Raw genomic sequence first — 22,185 nt, forward strand, 5'->3', positions numbered from 1 at the left:
TCGGAAAATAGAAAGTAACTTAGACCAGTGTTGATTATTCAGCATTGTACGAGGCATAGCGAGAGTAAAATTGGGTTTGGCGATTTAATTTTACTACCTCGCTATTTTTTTAAGCAACAAATGTCAACAGACCCTAATAAACTAATTTTTTTAATTTCCTCATTGATCTAACAGAGTTCTATTAAACTCAATATTTTCTATTTTCCTTAGGCCAGGAAATCTCTGAGCAAAGATTGTTTAACAATTTCATCAAAATTAGATTTTAATAAATTTTTCTTGTAACTTTTCATAGTTTTATAACAATAGTTTGCTGCTATACCTGCACTCAATAAGACCAACATTTTCATTCCTCACCTCAAATTATTAAAATAAATATATGAATATTAAACTATCATTCAAATTTGTAGCTTTCCAAATCACTTTTGATTATTTTTTGTACGACACGTAAACCATCGTATACAAAATTAAAACTTAGTTTTTGAATAGAGGAATGTTATTTATCGCATTATTATTAATTTCATAAACTACGATGAGCAGTCTAATCAGGGAATGAAGTTGTCTCTTAGGATTTTAAAATTTAAAGAAAGTTTGTTAAATCGTCATTGTTTATAAAATTCAGGTTAAATAGTTTATGCCATACTGAACTCTGCAAGAATTAAACAGCCCATTCAACTTTTGGAAAACAATAGTTTTAGTCTTCATCATAGCTCAAGAATAAAATTGAAGAACACAAAACAGAATCTGATATGATAGCCCTCACATAGTGGGCTTTTCTTTACCACCTTTTTACCCCACACCTCCCAAAGCGGGTAACTAAAATGGGTAACTCGAAAACCACAATAGAATATATTTAATCTTTTTAGTAGGTTACAGTGAAAATAGTTATTCTTAATAAACCTTATGACGTTCTCTCCCAGTTCCGTGCCGATGAGAAACATCAAACCATGGCTGATTTTACTCAAGACCCTGATCTTCGTATCGCCGGTCGTCTTGATTTAGACTCAGAAGGCTTGATGTTCTTAACTGATCATGGGGGTTTAAATCAGTTCATTACCAACCCTGCCAGCAAAAAGTTTAAAACTTATGTAGTACAGGTCGATGGTGATATTACCAAAGAAGCTTTAGAGCAACTTCGTAAAGGCGTTGAGCTTAAAGATGGCGTTACCCTGCCGGCTCAAGCAAAAAAAATTGATGAGCCAGACTGGTTATGGGAACGTACGCCACCTGTACGTTTCCGTGCTAGCGTTCCCACTTCATGGGTAGAGATTCAAATTTGTGAAGGTCGTAACCGTCAGGTTCGTCGTATGACTTCAGCGGTAGGTTTTCCAACTTTACGCCTGATTCGGACTCAAATTGGTACCATTAGCATCGTAAAACTGGGCTTACAACCTGGTGAGCAAATCGAGATCGAGCCTTTACTTTATCCAGACTTTAAAGACGTTCCTGCAGAAAAGCCGTATGAAGGTCGTTCTTTTGCGAAAAAGACCACGACCAAGAAACAGCATTTCTCGGTTGCTAAAGATAAAGCACGTGAAGAAAAAGGTGAAGCACCGTTTAAAGGCAAGAAAAGAGCCAGTGGTGGTACAACGCGTATTTGGCAAATGGATGATGCAGATAAACCACGTCGTAAAACCAATGGTACGACGCGTCCGAATACTAAAGCACCACGTGGTCGTGGACGTAGTAACGGGCGTTAAAATTTAGTTTAAACAGATTTTGTGTTTGAAGAATATTCGTGCCGTGGAAATTACGGACAAAAAAGCCGGTGCATATGCACCGGCTTTTGTTTGCATCACCGGCTGAGTCGCCGGCTTTGCACTCATTATGCTTAAACAGTTGCAAGCACTGTATTCAAGGTTTTACTTGGACGCATTACTGCATTTACTTTCGCTTGATCCACAGCGTAATAACCGCCGATGTCTGCTGGTTTGCCTTGAACTTCAGCAAGTTCAGCAATGATCTTGTCTTCATTTTCAGCAAGTGCTTTTGCAAGCGGAGCAAACTTCGCTTTCAATTCAGCATTTTCGTCTTGCGCAGCAAGTTCTTCCGCCCAGTATTTTGCCAGGTAGAAATGGCTGCCACGGTTATCCAACTCGCCAGTACGACGTGAAGGTGACTTGTCATTGTCGAGCAATTTGCCAGTCGCTTTATCTAAAGTTTTAGCCAATAACTTCGCAGCAGCATTGTCTTCTTTGATACCCATCTCTTCTAGTGACACAGCCAAAGCCATGAACTCACCTAGAGAATCCCAACGCAAATGATTTTCTTCAACCAATTGCTGCACGTGTTTAGGAGCAGAACCGCCTGCACCTGTTTCGTACATGCCACCACCAGCCATTAATGGCACGATAGAAAGCATTTTCGCTGAAGTACCAAGTTCCATGATTGGGAACAAGTCAGTCAGGTAATCACGTAAGATGTTACCTGTTACAGAAATGGTATCCAGACCACGAGCAACGCGTTCAAGTGTGTAACGCATTGCACGAACTTGTGACATGATTTGGATGTCTAAACCGTCAGTGTCATGATCTTTCAAGTATTTTTCAACTTTCTTGATCAATTCATTTTCGTGTGGACGGTACGGGTCAAGCCAGAAGATTGCCGGCATGCCAGAGTTACGTGCACGTGTTACAGCAAGTTTTACCCAGTCACGAATCGGTGCGTCTTTCACCTGACACATACGCCAGATATCGCCTTCTTCCACGTTTTGAGACATCAACACTTCACCTGTTTCCAGGTCAGTGATGTTCGCAACACCTGCTTCAGGAATTTCGAAAGTCTTGTCGTGTGAACCGTATTCTTCCGCTTTTTGCGCCATCAAACCAACGTTAGGTACAGTACCCATTGTTTTTGGATCGAAGTTGCCATTCCATTTACAGAAATTGATCATTTCCTGGTAAATACGTGCGAAAGTTGATTCAGGCATAACTGCTTTACAGTCGTAAGGTTTGCCGTCAGCACCCCACATTTTACCGCCACCACGAATCATTGCAGGCATAGATGCATCTACAATCACGTCGTTTGGTGAATGGAAGTTAGTAATGCCTTTTGCAGAATCAACCATCGCTAAAGCTGGACGGTGTTCTTGACAAGCATGTAAATCAGCAATGATTTCTTCACGTACAGAGGTTGGTAAAGTTTCAAGCTTTTCGTAAAGACCTGCCATGCCGTTATTGATATTAACGCCTAGCTCGTCAAATAACTTGCCATGTTTCTCAAACGCATCTTTGTAGTAAATTTTCACACAGTGACCAAATACGATCGGGTGTGAAACTTTCATCATGGTTGCTTTAACGTGTAAAGAGAACAAAATGCCCGCTTCACGACAATCTTCCAGTTCTTTCTCGTAGAAGTCGCAAAGTGCTTTTTTGCTCATAAACATTGAATCGATGATTTCGCCATCTTTCAAAGCAACTTTTGGTTTAAGAACGATGGTTTCACCACTATTGGTGATCAATTCCATTTTCACGTTACGCGCACGGTCAAGTGTCATTGACTTTTCGCCGTGGTAGAAGTCACCTTCATTCATGTGCGAAACGTGAGTTTGTGACCACTGTTTCCATTCACTCATTGAATGCGGATGTTTCTTAACGTAGTTTTTAACAGCAGCAGGTGCACGACGGTCAGAGTTACCTTCACGTAATACTGGGTTTACGGCAGAGCCTAAGCACTTGCCATAACGCACCTTGATCGACTTTTCTTCTTCAGTGGTTGGATTTTCCGGATAGTCAGGAATCGCATAGCCTTTTGATTGAAGCTCTTTGATGCATGCTGTTAGCTGGCCAACAGAGGCACTGATATTCGGTAATTTAATAATGTTAGTGTCTGGATCTTGAGTAAGACGACCTAGTTCCGCGAGGGTGTCGGGAACTTTCTGCTCTTCATTTAGGCAGTCTGCAAATTCTGCGAGCACACGAACGGCTACAGAGATGTCACTTTTGACAATCTCGACACCGGCCGGCTTAGTAAAGGTCTCAATGATCGGCAGTAGCGAATAAGTCGCCAACAATGGCGCCTCGTCAGTCAGTGTGTAAATGATTTTTGACTTTCCACCAGCCATATATAGCCCCTTGCGTTGAATTGAGTTTTGAGGTCTGAGCTTTTGGCCCAGCCCTACGAACCGATTTGCTTTAAATAACATCGAAAGTATGGGTGCTCATTGCACCTCAGCTAAACAACAATATCTTTTTCATCTTGCTGTCTGGCTGAAAATTCGTAGATATCGGTGTGGTTCACCAATGTCTATATTCTACTTGAAATTTCCTCTTTTTTCGAATATGGGCAGCCGTAGCCCGTCTCTGCGACTACATTCGCACACCTAATTGCATGAGCGACAATTCAGGATTCAATCAATATATAATTTATATTTATCAAATACTTAATTATTTTAGACCTTATCATGGTGATTAAAATTTAAACTGATCGATTTACTGTTTTACAACCCAATTACTTGAAACATGTTGGGTATCATGGAAATAAATTATGCATAAAGGCATACAGTGCAAATTTTTTTCTGATAAGACGAAAAAGTTATCATTGGGGGCTAGGCACTTGTTACTGTGATCATAGGTAGAATAGTTGTTAAAATTTAGTTCAAAAATCATTAAGCTCACTTTTAAAGGCTTTATTTTTTCAAAGGCACAACTCTACTCAATACTAATTTATCCTCCTCCTCTCTACAACTTTCCTCCAAATGTACCGCCAAGCTCAAATACATTAATGAATTTCGAATTAGTCTAGCTAATGTGAGTAATGATTCTTCAAACTCTGAAATTGGCATTTCCAAAATATAATTTGCTTTCTTTTCCTTGTCTTGAATTTGTTCTGAAACCTCTTTAAATTCATCAGAATTGATAAGATTCTCTTCAATCAACTCATGTTTTCTTGTTAATAGCTTTTCATACATAGTACGATGATAAAAATCAAATTCAGTATTAAGTCGATAACCGAAGTCATCTACAATTCTGAAAGATCGGTGCTCAAGATGATTTCTTATCTTTGATAAACGGTGCTGTTTAGAGTTTGTAAAAATATCAAAGTGATCAGAATCAACCTCTTCAATTTCTTTAAGAATATAAAATAATGCATGTATAAAATAATTTTTAGAATTCTTTAGAACTTCACGTGGTTGAAATCTTCTATTTTTATTATTCCCAAATACTTTGGAAAAACTTATATGTCTATCATTAACTTCAAATTTTAGATATTTAGTTAAAAAATAAGAAATTTTTTCAAATATTGAATATAAAACCCTGAAAGCAGATTTTAAATGAGAAGTTTTTAAATTATCTATGGCATGTAATGTGTCATCAGTATGTGCATAAGTCGCATTATAAAAGTGTTTCGACTCATCTTTAATTTCGGAAGCCTGAAAAATTAAATAGCGAGCATAAGCATATTCATTTCTTAACTCATCAAAGTTTGAATGAAAAACTAATTGTTCTTTGAGACTTAAGCTCGTATTAATCCTCTGTGTTATTGAAGGCAATCCAATCACATCCTGGAATACGATCTCATCTATACATAAATCATTTAGATCATTTACGAATAATTTATTTTTAGCACTCCAACGTAAATAACGACCTTCTATCTTTGTTCTAATTTTTTGTTCATATTCTTTAATAAATTTAAATTCACCATCTTGATAGTGTTGTTCATACCACTGATTAAATGTATATAAATTACCATGAGGTTGTAATGGTAATTTTTGTTCTAATTCAAGAGCCTCAAACATTAATTTAACTTTTTTAACTAACTTATTAGTAAAAAAATAATGAATTTCAGTGTGATATTCATCATATAAATTCGAGGATATAAAAAGTAGGCTTTGAGCTTTAGCAATAATAGCAACAGGATTTTCATTAAGCTCTATTGCCTGATCCCAGTAATACTGAGCACAGAAACATCTTCCCTGTGAGGATAGAAAATTGCCCAAGTTAGTCAAAGCGAACGAAAGTAAATTTTTATCTGAACTAGCCTTCTTTAAGTAAAAAACTGATTTTTGATAGAGACTAACTGTATTAATTAAATCTTGAGAATACCAGCTTTCATTTTTATAGTGATAAAGATCCGAACTACAATTTCCCAAAATGTAATAAAAATACCCTTCACAAAAATCATTTTCAAATATGAAAGCTGTCTCAAGGTGAACCTTAAGCAACTCTTTAAGTTCCTTTTTTCTGGTTGCATCCAATATCAATTGATCTACTAATTCGGCTAAAGTATTTAATTTCTCGAGATTTAAATTCACCATTCTATCCAACAAAAAAACCGACGCCTAAGCATCGGTTTTACATGACTTTAATAAAACTAGCAAATTAAGCTTTAAGCCACTTCTCTGCTTTTGCCTCATCTTCAACTTTCAATTCAACCGTGGTCAAATCAATTGCACCACCTTGAACTTCGAACTGAATAAACTCATCACGGCGGAATGCAAATACAGTGAAAGTACCTTCTTGTTTTGAATATTTCTCAAGAATTTTTTCAGATGCTTTTAAGCCATCCATGGCAACAATCACATCATTGGCAGAAAGACCGGCTTTCGCCCCTGTACTGTCACGACGAACCTGCTGAATCACCACACCTTCAGATTTATCTGCAACTTTTAGTCCAAATGGCAAAGCTTTTTCATTTTTCAATTCAAAACTTAAACCAAATTCAGGGAATAACTGATCCAGTGGCAATTCGTCTGTGGTGTTAATCAAATGATTAATTTGCTCAAGCCAGCTTTGACCCGTCAATTCCTGACATAAATCAAAAACGGTGCGTTCATTCACCTGAATGCCTTTCTGCGCATTTTCATACAATTTACGCATGAGTACATCGAGACTTGAACCTTTCAGTCGAAGACCTAAATCCAGACACAGCGCAACCAAACAACCTTTGTTGTAATAGCTTGTCCCTGCATTGTTCGAGTTCTCATCCTGACGGTAGAATTTCACCCATGCATCAAAACTTGATTCAGCGACAGTTTGAATTGCATGACCCGGGTTTTGCAGGTAACGCTCAATCTGTGCTTTTAACAAAGCAATATATGATTCTTGATTGATGACACCGCTACGCAGCAAAATCAGATCATCGTAATAAGAAGTAAAGCCTTCAAATATCCAAAGGAGTGAGGTATAGCCTTCTTTATTTAAATCATAATTGACGAAGTTTTCAGGACGAATAAATTTCACTAGCCAAGAGTGGAAATATTCATGACTGCATAAACCCAAGAAACGTTGATAGTCTTTCGAGGGTTCTTCTGGCTCATCCGCTTTTGGCAGATCATCACGTGGCGTAATCAGACTGGTGCTATTTGGATGCTCCAAACCACCATAACTGTTGCCGGTTGCCATCGTCATGAACGTATAATTTTCAAATGGTGCTGAACCAAACATTGAAATTTCTGTGCTGCAGATTTTTTCAATGTCTTGCTGCATCCGTGCAGTATTCATGGCATGTTTGCCCGAAACCACAAACTCATGCGCAATACCATTGGCTTCAAAACTAAAACGGGTTTGGTTTGCCAGTTCAAATGGCGAATCAATCAGCTGTGCATAGTTTTTAGCTTTTAAGGTATGACGGCCTTTAACCAGACTCTTATGTTCCAAACCTGTGGCCAATTGAAAGTGTTTCAGTTCTGGCGGCAAGAACACTTCAACTTCAATGGGTTTATCTTCCTGACCTTCCAGTCCTAGACAGGTACAGGCCGGATTTACGTATAAACGTGTTTGATCCACATATGCACCGCGAACAGACAAGTCATAGGCATACACGTCATATTCAACTGTAATCAGTTCATGATCGGTATTAAATAAACGCCATTTATTCTTTTCAAATTTCTGAATCTGTAGAATTCGGCCATCTTCATCATATGCTTTGACTGATTCAAGATGCTTGGAAAACTCGCGAATCAAATAGCTTCCCGGAATCCAGGTTGGTAGTGACAACACTTGAGTAGGATTAGCTAAAAAGCGAACTGTCACGTGAACTAAATGTTGACGATAATCGTCAAATTCGATTTGATAATGCAACATAATTGGCAATACAAAATAAAAAAGGTATCTTGGCAATTAGCTTAGCATTTTTTTGTAAAGCAATGCGAACTGTCGCAATTGTCTACAATTCCGACTAGCCATTCTGAAAAAAAAGGCATAGCATGCCCAATATTTTTTGCGTTTTTAAAGTCAATGGATTGGCAAATAAAGGAACATCATTGAAAGCTGTCATCTACCTCCTCGCATCTCTTAGTTTATTGTGTTCCACGATAGTCAATGCCGCATTACTGAACCTCGTTCCGGAAAGCGTTGAAGCACCCACCTGGACCATTCTTGATACTCAATCCGGACAAGTAATTGCTGAGCACAACAGCCATGTGCAACGTGCACCGGCATCCATGACCAAAATGATGGTGGCTTATATAGCACTTAAAGAAATTGAAGCAGGTCGCTTAAATAAGGATGAAATTATCACTGCAACCCCCGTGGTAAAAATGGTGCAGTGGGATGAATCACAAATGTACCTGAAAGAAGGGGAACAGATTTCCGTTAATCAGCTTCTGGCAGGTTTGATCGTGATGTCAGCCAATGATGCGGCCGTGACTTTAGCTGAACGTATTTCAGGTAATGTTCCAGCTTTCATTGAACGCATGAATAAAGAGGCAAAAGCCTTGGAAATGAATGATACACATTTTGCTAACGCCCCTGGTATTACCATGCCGGATCATTTTTCATCTGCACATGACATGGCACTTCTCGGTCAAGCACTCGCATTACGAACCCCTGAATACTTGCATTATTCAGTGATGCCAAGTTTCAGTTATAAGCAGCATTTTCACCGTGCAACCAACCTGGCACTCAAATTTGATCCAAGTGTGGATGGTTTAAAAACCGGATTTACCAAAGCTGCAGGTTATAACCTTGCACTGACTGCCCACCGTCCTACGGGAAATCCTGCACTGCCTGAACGTCGTCTTATTGTCGTGGTCATGGGTACTAAAAATGCTTTAAAACGTGCTGAGATTGCCCACGCCCTACTGAACATAGCTTATACCTATACGCGCAATGAAGTGGCGATTAAAGACAAGCAGCTGATTGCTGAATTGCCCGTGATTAAATCCACTTTAAAAATGTTTAAACTGGAAACCAGCAAACCGCAAATTATAACAACCTCTTTATACGACCAGCCTTATGCGATTGATTTGCAAACTTATGACACGGTAAATCAGCGTATTATGTTGAATACCGGCAATGGAACAATTCAGGTAATTGCTCCATTACAAGAAACAAAAACTCACCTCAATATCGAAATCAAAGAAAAAATTCTCACTGCACCCTTAGCTAAAGTCATGGAATTGGCCACCGTACAGGTTTATCAAAATAACCAGTTGATTCGTACGATTGCTATTGAAAATAATGTGCAAATTGAAGAAGCCAATTTCTTCCAGAAAATCACCATCTGGTTCAAACAGCTTTTTACTTTTTTCTCCAGTGATGAGGTGGAAGTTAAAACTTATCCTCTAGGCTAATTGCGTGACATTTCTTTATTTTATGTAAGCTGTATAACAATCTAAACAAAAGTAATGAATTGAAGATGGCATATTGATGCCATCTTCTTTTTTTCATCTTTAAAATAACAAATAGGTTAAAAATGAGTAATCTACATAAAATTTTGATTGTCGGTGGTGGTGTAGGCGGTTTAGAACTGGCCACCCAACTGGGCAATACCTTAGGTAAAAACAATAAAGCCAAAATCGTCTTGGTCGATCAAAAACTGACCCATGTCTGGAAACCGCTATTACATGAAATTGCAGCGGGTACACTTAATCCGCACGCTGAAGAAACCAATTATTTCGCCCATGCATCCAAACATCATTATGAGTTTGTTTTAGGCAGCTTAACTGAGATTGACCAAGCTGCTAAACAAATTACGCTTGAAACAGTACAGTTATCGAGACCCGATCAGACTCAAAAAAATCTTTGTCTGGATTATGACACGCTAATTATTGCTGTAGGTTCGACATCGAACGACTTTAATACCGAAGGGGTGAAGCAGTACTGCCGTTTTCTTGATAGTCGTAAACAGGCGGATATATTTCAGCAAGATTTATTGCATTTATATTTAGAAGCACAGCACCATGAAACCAGCCGTGCCTTGAATATTGCAATTATTGGTGCTGGCGCAACGGGGATAGAACTTGCAGCTGAGCTGTATCAAGCTAAACAGACGTTTTTTAAATACGGCTTAAATAAAATTGATCCGAAAAATGTCAATATTACCGTCATAGAAGCGGCTGATCGGATTTTGCCTGCCCTTTCTGCAACCATCGCTCAGCATACCAGTCATCAATTAGAGCAATTCGGAATCACGGTTCTGACCGGGCATCGGGTTGCAAAAGTCGATGAGAAAAAAATCTATTTTACCGATGGAACTTCGATTGATGCAGAACTGAAAGTTTGGGCGGCAGGAATTAAAGCCCCTGCTGTATTAGAAAAATTAACCGGCTTTGAAAAGGACAGTATTCAGCGCCTCAAAGTATATGCAACGCTACAAACCTTGTCTGACCCTAATGTTTTTGCTTTTGGTGACTGTGCCCATTGCAAACCGATGGCCGATGAACCGGTACTTGGCCCACGTGCTCAGGTTGCTAGCCAGCAAGCCAGTTTCCTGGTCGATGCCATGAAAGCTCGCGTTCAAGGTAAGTCACAGCCGATGTTCAAATTTTCAGATAAAGGTTCACTGGTATCATTAAGCCACAAAGCAGTCGGAGAATTACCTGGCCAAGTGAATGTGCAAGGTTTTATTGCGAAATCAATGTATATCTCTTTATATCGACTGCATCAGGCCGCCATTCATGGCTATACACATGCCGGTCTTTTGACCGCTAAAGATTTTGTCACAAGAAAAACACGTCCAAAGATAAAATTGCATTGAAATTTTAAAATCCATCCCTATTATTAACAAAACGCCATTAAAAACGTAGAAAATGCAGATTTTTGATAAATATGATCTACAAAATCTGCTTTTCACTTTATGATGTCTCCTTTAAAAATTGAATGGATCAATAACATGACTGCTATTGCAAATGACCTCGTGGTTTCTTTCCACTACACGTTGACTAACGCAGAAGGCGAAACTCTCGACCAATCACAAGGTGAACCACTTGCATATTTGCATGGTGCAGGTAACATCATCCCAGGTTTAGAAAATGCTTTGGAAGGCAAAACTGTTGGTGAAAAATTCACAGTAAACGTTCCTGCTGCTGAAGGTTATGGCGAATACAACCCAGAACTCGTACAAGAAGTTCCTGCTCAAATGTTCCAAGGTGTAGACAACATCCAAGCAGGTATGCAGTTCCAAGCTCAAACTGATGACGGCGTTCAAATCGTGACTGTTAAAGCAGTTGAAGGCGACAACATTGTTGTTGATGCAAACTTCCCGCTTGCTGGTCAAGATTTAACTTTTGAAGTTGAAATCATTGAAATTCGTGAAGCTTCTGCTGAAGAATTAGAACACGGTCATGTACACGGCGCGGGTGGTCACCACCACTAAGAGCGGTACAGATCAAAAAAAGGCAAAGTTTTACTTTGCCTTTTTTATTGCCAGAACTTTTACACAGAATTCACTCACCAAAAAATCAGTTTATTTAACCATTTTTTAGCACGCTCTCTAGGGTCTGTTGAGAATTAACGAAAGTTAATTATGCTGACACCCCGATAAATCATGGCAGCAAAACTCGAATCTATTGGGTTATTACGCATGCTATACATTTGAATTCTTTCAATTTACAGAAGTAAGTCTCAATCAGATGCCGCCATTTATCCCTCCAATGAGCAAATCCACGCTGAACATCACGATTAGCTTTTAGCAAAATGAATACCTTTGTACCTCACTCACCGAGCTCTTTTAACGGCCCATCCGCATAAAATGCCCTATCTGCTCATAATAGTTGAAAATTCATATCTGCAATAATGGTTTAACTTAGCTAAATGATAGTATTGCCCAGGCATTAAGCGGAATTTAACCAAGGTTTCAAGACTGTCAGTCAAAGCCAGAATTTCAGGAGTCATTCCATCTCTTGACTTACCTATAGACTGATTATAGGTTCCCCTTTGTGGCCTTGATTATGACGGTGTACCTTAAACTTGCACAGCAGTTCTGCTCACATTAATCATTGCATATTCCATATCAGCATCTTCATGATCTATGGCGAAAATATATTAAAACACTCTACTTTTACTCAGTCCTGATATCTTTTAAAAACAGTATTCCATTTGCCAAATTCGGCAGATAAATCTCCCCATGGACTGCCTGTTACTGCGATCCATAATACTGCTTCAAGAAAGAGCTTGTTATATGTGCCGCTACGCCCATGGCCTGTGACTTTTCCTCAGCAATGAGGTACGATTTTTTGCCCATTGGGCATCTGTAAGGATATATTAATCCATTATGTGAGTAGAAACTTGGCATCCCTAGATAGCTAATTCTCAACATTTCCTAGAACTGACTCATTTGTTTTAAGCGATGAATATCGATAATACTAATCTGGCTATAGTTCCACTCGATAATCTGTTCATGGATAAAATGTTGCAGTTGCTTATTTAAGGTTTGCCGGGAAATATTCAGTAATTCAGCAAATTCCTGTTGGCTCATTTTAAATTGAATGGTTGAAGGTGTCTGACTTAAGGGTATTGCCTGCTTTCCTAAAATCATTAAATGTCGCGCAATTTTTTGATTGATGCTTGCCGTTTGTAGATAACGGTTTTTCTCCATCAAGCCATACATTCGATCACTCAGTAATTGAATGATCTGCAACATGGCTTGTGGTTGCTGTTGTAATTGTTGCAAAAACACCTGACCTGAAATCTTGGCAATTTCGACTTGCTCTAGGGCATAAAAATCAAAATTTAGCGGTTTTTGCTGTAAAAATGGCGCCAGATTAAATACCGAATACATTTTCACATAATCACTGACTTTAAACTCGCCATCACTCAGCAACCAGCCAATCTGCATACGTCCAGACAACAATACATACACATCATCTAGTTTTTGCTGATAACGCAAAATCTGTTGTTGGGGTAAAAAACCTAGATATTTCACCTGCTGCATTAACATATGATGTGACTGTGCTGTGAATCCAGAAAAGACCGCATCCTGTTCGAAAATTTGCTGTAATCTGTCTGCGCGACTGAGCATATGAAGTTGTCGATCTCATTAAAAATAAAAAAAACCTAGTACCCCAATACTAGGTTCTTCATATCTTTAGACCAACCAATTTTTAGCGCTATGTATATCTCGATTTGAGATCATTATTGATTTTACCCAGTGCATTCCTGCAACCGAATCCTTAGGAGGCCTTTTCTATAATTCGACCATTTTCAAAGCTAAAATTAGAAATGTCTTGTTTTACCACTTTCTTTAAACTCACACTTGGACGACCATCCACACCAACGGGAATATCACCTTCAATGGTGACACGGCGTACGACACGCAGGTCATCACCATAATCGTTGATTGCACGGTGTTGTGTTGCACGGTTATCCCAGATTGCGACATCCCCTACGCTCCAGCGCCAGCGCACAATGTTTTCCAAATTTACCGCATAGTCTTGGAATAATTCAAATAAGCGACGTGAATCTTGAGCGTTATAACCCACAAAGCGTTTGAAGAAATGCCCCAATACTAATGTCTTTTCACCACTTTCAGGATGCACACGCACCAACGGATGTTCGGTTTCATACTCGGTTGAATTGAATAGCGCACGATATTTTTCAGCATCTATTCGGGCATTGGTGGTGACTTTAGAGGCATAGTCATAATCATTGCTATGCACTGCACGTAAACGATCTGCCAATTTTTTGAGTTCTTCTGGTAAATCGTTATAAGCAGATGTGGTATTTGCCCAAACTGTATCTCCGCCTGCTACGGGCGCCACGATGCTGCGTAAAATGGAAGCTTTTGGATAATCTTCAATAAAAGTAATATCGGTATGCCAGGTATCTGCTCGGCCACCCCGTGAATCCAGCTCAAGTACATGCGCTGTACCGCTTTTTACCGGAACCGTTGGGTGGTTCAAGGGCTTACCTAATAATGCTGCGAAGCCTTCTTGTTCATCATCAGTTAAATGTTGCTGATTTTTAAAGAAGATCGTTTTGTACTTAACCAAAGCATGGTTAATTTCATAGACTGTATCCTGATCTAACCTTGAAGATAGTTTGATACCTTCTATTTCCGCACCAATACGACCGGTAATCGGTTTCACTTGAATATGTTGATATTGATAATTTGGATCATAGGGTAGTATTTGAATTTGGCTCATGGCTATTCCTTATATTTCAATTTTTATTGCAACATTATAGTGTTGAAATATAGTCTGCTCTTAATACGCCATAAACACTGTCAAACGTTTGACAGTGTTTAGCACAATACATGCTGAGTTTTTCTGGTTTTTTGATTTGGGGAATGAATATTTAGTTATATGTTTAATGATAGTAGTCGACTACTTCTACTCAAAATTTTGCATCAAAAAAGCCCCAGATTTAGGGGCTTTTTTGATGCAAAATAATTATAGATAATCGCCTTCACGTTCTGGTTGATACAACACTTTTTCAATCTTTACTTTCATTAAGTGACCATCAGGCTGCGGCCATTCAATTTCCTGTCCTTCTGCCAATCCCAAAATTGCTGCGCCGACTGGCGCAAGCACATTGACTTGGCCTTTTTCACCGCGGAAATCATGCGGATAAACCAAGGTAATATCCGTAGATTCGCTTGCCGGTGCAATGGTAATACGCACACGTGCATTCATAGTCACTACATTTTCAGGAACATCTTGTGGAGCCACAACATCAGCACGGGCAATCTCATCTTCAAGATGTTGCATGGTTGGGCTCAGTTTAGATTGATGCTCAAGCATGGTTTCTAACCGCTGAAGATCTTGTTGTGAAATAATAATTGTTGGTTTAGCCATTTACCTGATTCCTTTGAAAGAAAGATGTCATTACAGCAATAGCAAAATGAGTTATATCTTTTATGGAGTATTATTCTGTTATAGCAGAAATATGATATTTGAAAAATATGACTTTTAATCATATATAAAAAAAGCCCCCTTGAGGGGGCTTTCTCAAGTGGTTCACTTATTTTGCGTAAACAGGAAATTTAGCGCAAACAGTTGCAACTTTTTCTTTAACCTTCGCAATTACCGCTTCGTCGCCTTTAGCATCTAAGATGTCAGCGATCCAGCCCGCAAGTTCACGTACTTCTGCCTCACCAAAACCACGAGTTGTCACTGCTGGAGTACCAATACGGATACCTGAAGTCACGAACGGAGAACGTGGGTCGTTTGGTACAGAGTTTTTGTTCACAGTAATGTGAGCAGCACCTAACCAAGCATCAGCTTCTTTACCTGTAATGTCTTGTTTAATTAAAGACAATAGGAATAAGTGATTTTCAGTACCACCAGAAACAACATCATAACCACGAGCGATTAATACTTCAGCCATTGCTTTGGCATTAACAACTACTTGTTGTTGGTAAGCTTTGTATTCAGGTGCCATTGCTTCTTTAAAGCAGATTGCTTTCGCTGCAATCGCATGAACCAATGGACCGCCTTGGTTACCTGGGAATACTGCAGATTGAAGTTTTTTCTCAATCTCTTCGTTTGCTTTAGCCAGGATTAAACCTGAACGTGGGCCACGAAGTGTTTTATGAGTAGTCGTAGTGGTAACGTCAGCAATTTGTACTGGGCTTGGGTAAACACCCGCAGCAACAAGACCTGCAACGTGAGCCATATCAACAAACAGGTAAGCGCCAACTTTGTCCGCGATTTCACGGAAACGTTGCCAATCAACAATTTGGCTGTACGCAGAGAAACCAGCAACGATCATGCGTGGCTTGTGTTCTACAGCCAAACGTTCAACTTCTTCGTAATCGATCTCGCCAGTTTCAACATTTAAGCCGTACTGAATCGCGTTATATGTTTTACCAGAGAAGCTAACTTTTGCACCGTGAGTCAAGTGACCACCGTGAGCCAAGCTCATACCCAATACTGTATCGCCCGGGTTAAGAAGCGCTAGGTAAACAGCAGAGTTTGCTTGTGAACCAGCATGTGGCTGAACGTTAGCATAGTCAGCACCAAAGAGTTCTTTAGCACGGTCAATTGCCAATTGTTCGATGATGTCTACATATTCGCAACCGCCATAATAGCGTTTACCAGGGTAGCCTTCCGCATATTTATTAGTGAGTTTTGAGCCTTGAGCTTCCATAACTGCTGGAGAGCAATAGTTTTCAGAAGCGATTAGCTCGATGTGCGCTTCTTGGCGCTCACCTTCAGCATCAATTGCTTTAGCTAATTCCGGGTCGAATTCAGAAATCGAGATATTGGCAAACATTAGCGAGGTCCTATAAATTAGGGCTTTTAAGCCGTGCTAAGATTGGCGCGTATTGTAGCATGAAGTTTACAAATATCGAGAATGAACTTTGTTCAGTTTTAAATAAAAATAGCTCATGTTTAATTAAAAACATGAGCTATTAAGATCAAATCAAGTTATTGAATTGCCATTAAAGATTTTACATCTGTAATAATATTAGAAATATTTAAAGCATAGACTGCTCCATGGTCCCACTTCGTTGTACCTAATTCATCCGTCAAATAACGAATACTGGTGTTTTGTTTTATGGCTGAAGAATAAAGAATATCGGTCACTTCTTTAGGAACAGTAGGATCCAATGATCCCTGATAAATAATGACTGGCGTTGAAACTTTAACCTGAAGTGGCTGCGAGTCTTTTTCTAAGAAGGTTTTAACCACTGGAATACCCATAAAATTCGTTTGTGTACGTGGGTAATTATTTACCGAACCATTTATATTCGCGTAATCAACCATTCCTTTACCAAATTTCTGTCCCAACACATCGTAGCAATCTACTTCTGCATTCTTCGCAATATTATCTGTTGGAGATTTAAAAATCTGACTGTATTGCAAACTAGGATTTGGATTACGCAGCCCCGCTGTAATTAACGCAGTAAATGTATCTAAAGACGCCAAAGCTGTAATTTTTTTCGTCATATTAGTTTCTTTTGCTGCCGCACTTTCCCCTGCTGTCAAAACAAGAGGAAGATTGGAAGCCGGAGCGAGAGCCACTGTTCCTTTATAAACCAAGTTAGAGGCACGTGAAGCATATTGAGCTGCCCCTAATGCTGCGTGTCCGCCTTGTGAGTGTCCTACTGCCATCCATTGATTAGATACTTTTACCCCCAAATAATTACGCGCGGCGACAACCGCATCAGTAATAGAATAAGCTTCGCTTTTTAAATTTAAGAAAGGATGAAGCTCATTACCACTTGGCTCACCTAAGCCTTCATAATCAGGTGCCACTACTACATAACCTGCATTTAAAAGTTGAGTAATCATTCCTTGAATATATATATTCAATGGATTTCGACTTGGTGCACATTGATCTGCTACGCCTGTTGTTCCATGTGCCCAAACCACAATTGGCCAACCATTTGCAGGTGCAGGCGTATTCGGTGTAAATACCAAGGAAGTTGCTTGAACTTGCTTGCCGTTAACCCCCAACATGTTATAAGTCATTACCACACTTTCACCCGCCACATTAGTCATATCTGTTTTGTCATAAACTGTGGGCGTAGAAACTACCGGGTTCTTAATATTATTTACAGGAATTCCATTATTTGGGCCATTGAAGACCGAATCGTTATCGTCGCTTCCACATGCAGATAAAAATATGACCGAACTACTCATTAACACCGTAAGTAATGTTTTTTTCATGTGTATTTCCTTATACATTTTTTGTTGTGATGATTTAAGTATCATGTAGATAAGAACTATTACCTTTATTCTTAATTTTGAACAAGAGAATTTTCAATCAAATACACACAATAAAATTAAATAATTATTCTTACAATTTAATGCATTGATTCTTAATATTTTATTTTTATTCAATTTACAAATATCCAACAATTTCGGTTGGGCGAAATATACGATTATTCATCTTATTATCCTTAAATTCTATTTGATTAAGTTTAACAAGTATTAAAAATAAAATTTATTCATTGAATTTATCTTGTTATTTAATCCAGATAATCACTTATAAAATCTCTCAAATCTTGTTTAAATAACTACCAGATCTATAGTGACAGAATTCGTGAATTCAATGAATTAAGCCGAAATCAAAGTGTATTTTTATGATTACTCAAATAAATCTTTATCAATCATGACATCGCCATCAAACCACAACGTTTTACGATTTTAGATCGCGGCTATATGCCCTGTGTAATATTTAACTACCGTGATTATAGTCAAGCTATGCAACTACTGAATCATGAAGATGGGCTGCCTTTATATGTATATAAAGGCCTCACTGCGAGTGAGAAATCAAAACAAGACGATTTAAACATCATCTCGGGACAGAAATGATAAAGAATCGCTAAAAGTCACTGTTTTCGGTTTGTGTCAGCGTATTTGAAAATGTTAAATTTGTTCAAACTTTCGCTACAGTTATGGACCAGGTCATGCAAGCAATTATTCTCGATACAGAAACCCATACACTAAATGGACAGCCGATTGAGATTGCGTATGCCCCTGTTCAAATCAATGAAGGTAAACTGACCCTCGATAAGACCCAGATTTTTGACCAGCTTTATAGTGTAGATGAACCCATTTCTTATGCGGCAATGGCGGTACATCATATTTTAGAGTCTGAATTAGTTGATCAGCCTCACTATAAGACTTTCACCCTTCCAAACGAAACCATTTATATTATTGGTCATAACATTGATTACGATATTCGTGCACTTGAAAAGTGTGGCGTAGATTCCAAAAATATTAAAGCCATTTGCACCCTTGCCCTTGCACGTTTAGTCTGGCCCGATGCTGAAGCACATAATATTTCCGCGCTCATTTATATGATTACCAAAGGCAGCGCAAAAGCCCGTGATATGATTAAAAAAGCACATCGTGCCGATATGGATATTATTTTAACCGCAAATATTTTGATGCATGAAATCCATCATCTAAAAATTCAAAGCATTGAAGAACTCTATCAAGCATCTGAAGATGCACGTATTCCACGCAGCATCAATTTTGGTAAACACCGGGGTACTGCCATCACGGATTTACCTGCAGATTATATGCAGTGGCTGCTTCGTCAAGAAGACCTAGATCCTTATCTACGTAAGGCGATTGAAAATGCAAAGATCGTGACCTTATAATCTTTTGATTTGTAATATTTTTTAACTACTATTGTCATTATGACTAAATACAATCTGCCTTAATTTATTTTGGAGCGTAAATTAAGGCATGTCTCAATATCACAAAACAGACTTAGATATTGAAAGTTTAAAGCAGCGTTCAATGGATTTGAATGCTCGTCAACGTAGACTTTTACTCCTCATTGGAACAGAAGATTTTTATCTCCTTAATGAACAGTTTAAAAAACGTATTGCGCCGCTAAAATTACTTGAACAATTGCGCGATCTGGGCTTAATTGCTTGTTCTACTCTTGAACAAATTCACACCACAGTTTCTCCAACTTTAGTGAATGATGGAATTGAAGCCAGTCTACCAACTCAAATCACAACAACACATACAGAGAAGTTTGCTGAACTGATTAAGACCACTGCGCTTTGACCTTCCATTTCAAGCATAGCTAATCCTGTTTCTCAGGCAACAGAACCACAAAATCAAATAGAAAAAATTATCGAAGTCTTGGACTTTCAAGAAGCACAGCAATTGATGATCCATCTTCTACAACAAAACTGTGGCTTAATGGCAAAACAACTGACGACTCGGATTCTACAAACCCAAGATTTATCCAGCTTAAAACCGTGTCAGATGCAATGGATTACACAATTAAAAGAAAGTCGTATTTCCGCTCGTGAGTTGAAGCAGTATTTAAAACAAATTAATTTTTCTCTACACAGACTAAATGCTTCATAAAATTTAAGAGGATTTTTCTGTTTTATGATTCATTTCAGATCTTAACTAGACTATACCGTTAAATTTTTATTTTGATAAAACAATGAGATTCAGCTCAGTACAACTAAACTATGTAAATTATAAGTTCAAAAATCTTCTGAATACGACTTTAGCGCAATGGCGCATATTCTCTAAAAATGCCATATAGTAGGTATTTCAGGGGAATTCATTATGACATCTCGATATTATTTAGAATTCCATCCAGCGGATAATCCCATGTACCTAAAAAAAGTAGGTAATTGGGTGCTGACATTTTTAAGTGCTACAGATGAATTGACCAATATCCAGCTTGCTATTACCAGTGTATTGCCTCGCCAAGTCAGTGAAAACCTGCAACCTGTTCGAATCATTATTCATAAAACAGAAGTTGAGAATCATTGGCTAATTCAGCAGATCGAATGTTATGACAGCGCCCATGCTAAGGATGAAAAATTTAGCTGCAATGATGAAATTGGAATTAAAGTCATTCAAAGCATTATTCAAGAATTCGATAAATACGATGTCGAAGTAAATCTATTATAATTTTTAACCCTTGGCTCACTTCGCTGAGCTTTGTTTATTTTATATTATTGATAATTAAATATTTAAATAAATCGAAGCACTAAACTAAAAATTGGCCTCATTAAAAAACTCACCCAGTAAGTGAGTTTTGTTATTTCTGGTACTTGTGATTTGAAAAAATTAGACACTTAACCATACTTACATTACTCGACAATGCGATAAATGCTGCCGGAATTGCAACTCTCAAAAAGCAACTCAACACTCGGCAGAATAATTTCACCATTGATAACAATATGTTCTATTCTTTGAAAAATTGATAATTTATTCGACTCAGCATTTTCAGGAATAGCTCGAAGTAATGCATACACTTCATGTATTTTACTGAACTGGTCCTTTACCTTCACCTCAATCATTTCATTCATAGGATTTCCCTCCTTATCTGATTTTATGAATCTTTTTATAGCATATGTTCTTTCATAGAGAAGACTTGGAAATGTTAGATTTCTTGGCAATGTAACTTTTTATAATCCTATAGCTGATATTCATTTTAAATGAATAAAGATAAAAGTTAAAAAATCACTCAAAATAGCATCCACTTTTCACTGCACTCCTTAACTCATTAAGATTTTAATCATAAAAATATTTTGATATAACAATAAGAAAGCCCGCATTTCTGCGGGCTTTTATGTTGGAAGGCTAGTGCTGATTTCTTGTTCAACCTTAAGGGATTTCGTGTTCAACCCTAAGATTGCAGACTCAACGAGCTGTCATTGATCCGTCCAACTACTTTGTAGCGTCATGTACGACCTACTGTATGTTTAATATTATAAAGGTATACAATTTTCTGGCAAGCATTGTTAACATTCAAAAATAATTGTATATAAAAAATACAATTGATAATTTTCAATTTGAGTAGATCATTGCTTAGATTAATCTATAGATCATTCTTCAGTTGAATCAAGTAAAATGGCACAGCATTTTTGACGAGTCTGACGCAATGTTAGTTCAATTGATTCTAAGTGACTTATATCGATATTGTGGCAACACGAAATTCAGTTCATTGATTAAAAACTACTTTTTTAATCGTGGCTTTAATTTCAGTTTTTGGCTACGTCTGGCTGGATCAAAATCAGTTATTGCGAAATTTGCCTATCCAATTTTTTATTATAAAAAGAAAAAATATGGGATTGATATTCATTGCACCACAAAAATCGGTTACGGACTTTATATCGGTCATGGTGGTCCATTAGTGGTCAATCCAACTACGATTATTGGTAACAACGTCAATCTTTCGCAATACATGACCATTGGGGCAAATAGCGGCGGTCAAGCAGCCACTATTGGTGACAATGTTTATATTGGACCCAATGTCTGTTTAATCGACAATGTGTATATTGGAAACAACGTAACGATTGGGGCAGGCAGTGTAGTAACAAAAGATATTCCAGAAAATGCAACTGCAGTCGGTAACTATGCCAAAGTTATTAACTATAATAATGCCGGTAAGTCAGTAAACAGGCGTTGGCCTGTAAATTTAGGGCAATAAAAAAGAGGGCTTTTGCCCACTGCTGTCCCATAGTTTGATTTGAATAAAAAAACCTGAGTCCGAACAGTTAAAATATGAGTGCAAACAAACACTTTAACGATCAGGATTCAGGTTTTGTCACATCAGAATACCGTATTTCATCAACTGATTAAACCTG

Annotated in this window: 20 protein-coding genes; 9 read left to right on the forward strand and 11 right to left on the reverse strand. The window is 38.2% G+C overall.

Translation table 11 applies throughout. From position 1 onward, the window contains the following. Positions 1 to 206: 206 nt before the first annotated feature. Complete coding sequence (locus ACKI4H_RS10245; RefSeq protein ID WP_407305476.1) at positions 207 to 347, reverse strand: hypothetical protein; 141 nt, start codon at positions 345 to 347, stop codon at positions 207 to 209. Between the two features lie 525 nt (positions 348 to 872). Between ACKI4H_RS10245 and ACKI4H_RS10250 the strand changes: the two genes are divergently transcribed. Next, positions 873 to 1,697, forward strand: coding sequence for an rRNA large subunit pseudouridine synthase E (locus ACKI4H_RS10250; RefSeq protein ID WP_407305477.1), 825 nt, complete (start codon positions 873 to 875; stop codon positions 1,695 to 1,697). 131 nt (positions 1,698 to 1,828) lie between these two features. Here ACKI4H_RS10250 and ACKI4H_RS10255 read toward each other — a convergent pair whose 3' ends face one another. The 3 genes from ACKI4H_RS10255 to ACKI4H_RS10265 all read right to left on the reverse strand — a co-directional run bounded on the left by ACKI4H_RS10255 (position 1,829) and on the right by ACKI4H_RS10265 (position 8,021). Further along, on the reverse strand, positions 1,829 to 4,060 hold the full coding sequence (locus ACKI4H_RS10255) for an NADP-dependent isocitrate dehydrogenase (protein WP_407305478.1): 2,232 nt from the start codon (positions 4,058 to 4,060) through the stop codon (positions 1,829 to 1,831). A 564-nt stretch (positions 4,061 to 4,624) separates the two neighbouring features. After that, positions 4,625 to 6,253 carry an LA2681 family HEPN domain-containing protein gene (locus ACKI4H_RS10260; RefSeq protein ID WP_407305480.1) on the reverse strand — a complete coding sequence of 543 codons (1,629 nt, stop codon included), beginning with the start codon at positions 6,251 to 6,253 and terminating at the stop codon, positions 4,625 to 4,627. Between the two features lie 64 nt (positions 6,254 to 6,317). Further along, positions 6,318 to 8,021: a M61 family metallopeptidase gene (locus ACKI4H_RS10265; RefSeq protein ID WP_407305481.1), complete on the reverse strand. Its 1,704-nt coding sequence runs from the start codon at positions 8,019 to 8,021 to the stop codon at positions 6,318 to 6,320. A 179-nt stretch (positions 8,022 to 8,200) separates the two neighbouring features. Between ACKI4H_RS10265 and ACKI4H_RS10270 the strand changes: the two genes are divergently transcribed. The 3 genes from ACKI4H_RS10270 to slyD all read left to right on the forward strand — a co-directional run bounded on the left by ACKI4H_RS10270 (position 8,201) and on the right by slyD (position 11,535). After that, positions 8,201 to 9,511: a D-alanyl-D-alanine carboxypeptidase PBP6B gene (locus ACKI4H_RS10270; protein WP_407305497.1), complete on the forward strand. Its 1,311-nt coding sequence runs from the start codon at positions 8,201 to 8,203 to the stop codon at positions 9,509 to 9,511. Positions 9,512 to 9,633: 122 nt separating this feature from the next. Beyond that, positions 9,634 to 10,917, forward strand: coding sequence for an NAD(P)/FAD-dependent oxidoreductase (locus tag ACKI4H_RS10275; protein ID WP_407305482.1), 1,284 nt, complete (start codon positions 9,634 to 9,636; stop codon positions 10,915 to 10,917). A gap of 135 nt (positions 10,918 to 11,052) precedes the next feature. Then, positions 11,053 to 11,535 carry a peptidylprolyl isomerase gene (gene slyD, locus ACKI4H_RS10280; RefSeq protein ID WP_131318657.1) on the forward strand — a complete coding sequence of 161 codons (483 nt, stop codon included), beginning with the start codon at positions 11,053 to 11,055 and terminating at the stop codon, positions 11,533 to 11,535. Between the two features lie 688 nt (positions 11,536 to 12,223). On the opposite strand, the gene ACKI4H_RS10285 is transcribed toward slyD, so the two are convergent. From ACKI4H_RS10285 to ACKI4H_RS10310, 6 genes are all read right to left on the reverse strand, one after another. Further along, positions 12,224 to 12,307, reverse strand: a complete 84-nt coding sequence (locus ACKI4H_RS10285) for a hypothetical protein (protein ID WP_407305498.1) — start codon at positions 12,305 to 12,307, stop codon at positions 12,224 to 12,226. A 173-nt stretch (positions 12,308 to 12,480) separates the two neighbouring features. Continuing rightward, positions 12,481 to 13,179 carry a Crp/Fnr family transcriptional regulator gene (locus tag ACKI4H_RS10290; RefSeq protein ID WP_407305483.1) on the reverse strand — a complete coding sequence of 233 codons (699 nt, stop codon included), beginning with the start codon at positions 13,177 to 13,179 and terminating at the stop codon, positions 12,481 to 12,483. A 151-nt stretch (positions 13,180 to 13,330) separates the two neighbouring features. After that, positions 13,331 to 14,302, reverse strand: coding sequence for a TauD/TfdA dioxygenase family protein (locus ACKI4H_RS10295; RefSeq protein ID WP_407305485.1), 972 nt, complete (start codon positions 14,300 to 14,302; stop codon positions 13,331 to 13,333). A gap of 246 nt (positions 14,303 to 14,548) precedes the next feature. Continuing rightward, complete coding sequence (rnk, locus tag ACKI4H_RS10300; RefSeq protein WP_407305486.1) at positions 14,549 to 14,953, reverse strand: nucleoside diphosphate kinase regulator; 405 nt, start codon at positions 14,951 to 14,953, stop codon at positions 14,549 to 14,551. A 166-nt stretch (positions 14,954 to 15,119) separates the two neighbouring features. Continuing rightward, positions 15,120 to 16,373: a serine hydroxymethyltransferase gene (gene glyA / locus ACKI4H_RS10305; protein ID WP_407305487.1), complete on the reverse strand. Its 1,254-nt coding sequence runs from the start codon at positions 16,371 to 16,373 to the stop codon at positions 15,120 to 15,122. 155 nt (positions 16,374 to 16,528) lie between these two features. Beyond that, positions 16,529 to 17,773 (reverse strand): alpha/beta fold hydrolase, encoded by a 1,245-nt coding sequence (locus ACKI4H_RS10310; protein ID WP_407305488.1) that lies wholly within the window; start codon positions 17,771 to 17,773, stop codon positions 16,529 to 16,531. 743 nt (positions 17,774 to 18,516) lie between these two features. On the opposite strand from ACKI4H_RS10310, the gene ACKI4H_RS10315 reads away from it, so the two are divergent. The 4 genes from ACKI4H_RS10315 to ACKI4H_RS10330 all read left to right on the forward strand — a co-directional run bounded on the left by ACKI4H_RS10315 (position 18,517) and on the right by ACKI4H_RS10330 (position 20,503). Then, complete coding sequence (locus tag ACKI4H_RS10315) at positions 18,517 to 19,215, forward strand: exonuclease domain-containing protein (RefSeq protein WP_407305489.1); 699 nt, start codon at positions 18,517 to 18,519, stop codon at positions 19,213 to 19,215. Positions 19,216 to 19,303: 88 nt separating this feature from the next. After that, entirely contained in the window at positions 19,304 to 19,633 is a 330-nt protein-coding gene (locus ACKI4H_RS10320; protein ID WP_407305490.1) for a hypothetical protein, read from the forward strand. 78 nt (positions 19,634 to 19,711) lie between these two features. Next, positions 19,712 to 19,942 (forward strand): hypothetical protein, encoded by a 231-nt coding sequence (locus ACKI4H_RS10325; protein WP_407305491.1) that lies wholly within the window; start codon positions 19,712 to 19,714, stop codon positions 19,940 to 19,942. 210 nt (positions 19,943 to 20,152) lie between these two features. After that, positions 20,153 to 20,503: a hypothetical protein gene (locus ACKI4H_RS10330; protein WP_407305492.1), complete on the forward strand. Its 351-nt coding sequence runs from the start codon at positions 20,153 to 20,155 to the stop codon at positions 20,501 to 20,503. Between the two features lie 182 nt (positions 20,504 to 20,685). Here ACKI4H_RS10330 and ACKI4H_RS10335 read toward each other — a convergent pair whose 3' ends face one another. After that, positions 20,686 to 20,904: a hypothetical protein gene (locus ACKI4H_RS10335; RefSeq protein WP_407305494.1), complete on the reverse strand. Its 219-nt coding sequence runs from the start codon at positions 20,902 to 20,904 to the stop codon at positions 20,686 to 20,688. Between the two features lie 575 nt (positions 20,905 to 21,479). On the opposite strand from ACKI4H_RS10335, the gene ACKI4H_RS10340 reads away from it, so the two are divergent. Further along, on the forward strand, positions 21,480 to 22,028 hold the full coding sequence (locus tag ACKI4H_RS10340) for a serine O-acetyltransferase (protein ID WP_407305495.1): 549 nt from the start codon (positions 21,480 to 21,482) through the stop codon (positions 22,026 to 22,028). Positions 22,029 to 22,185: the final 157 nt, after the last annotated feature.

The sequence above is a fragment of the Acinetobacter sp. genome (assembly GCF_045628685.1).
Taxonomy (GTDB): domain Bacteria; phylum Pseudomonadota; class Gammaproteobacteria; order Pseudomonadales; family Moraxellaceae; genus Acinetobacter.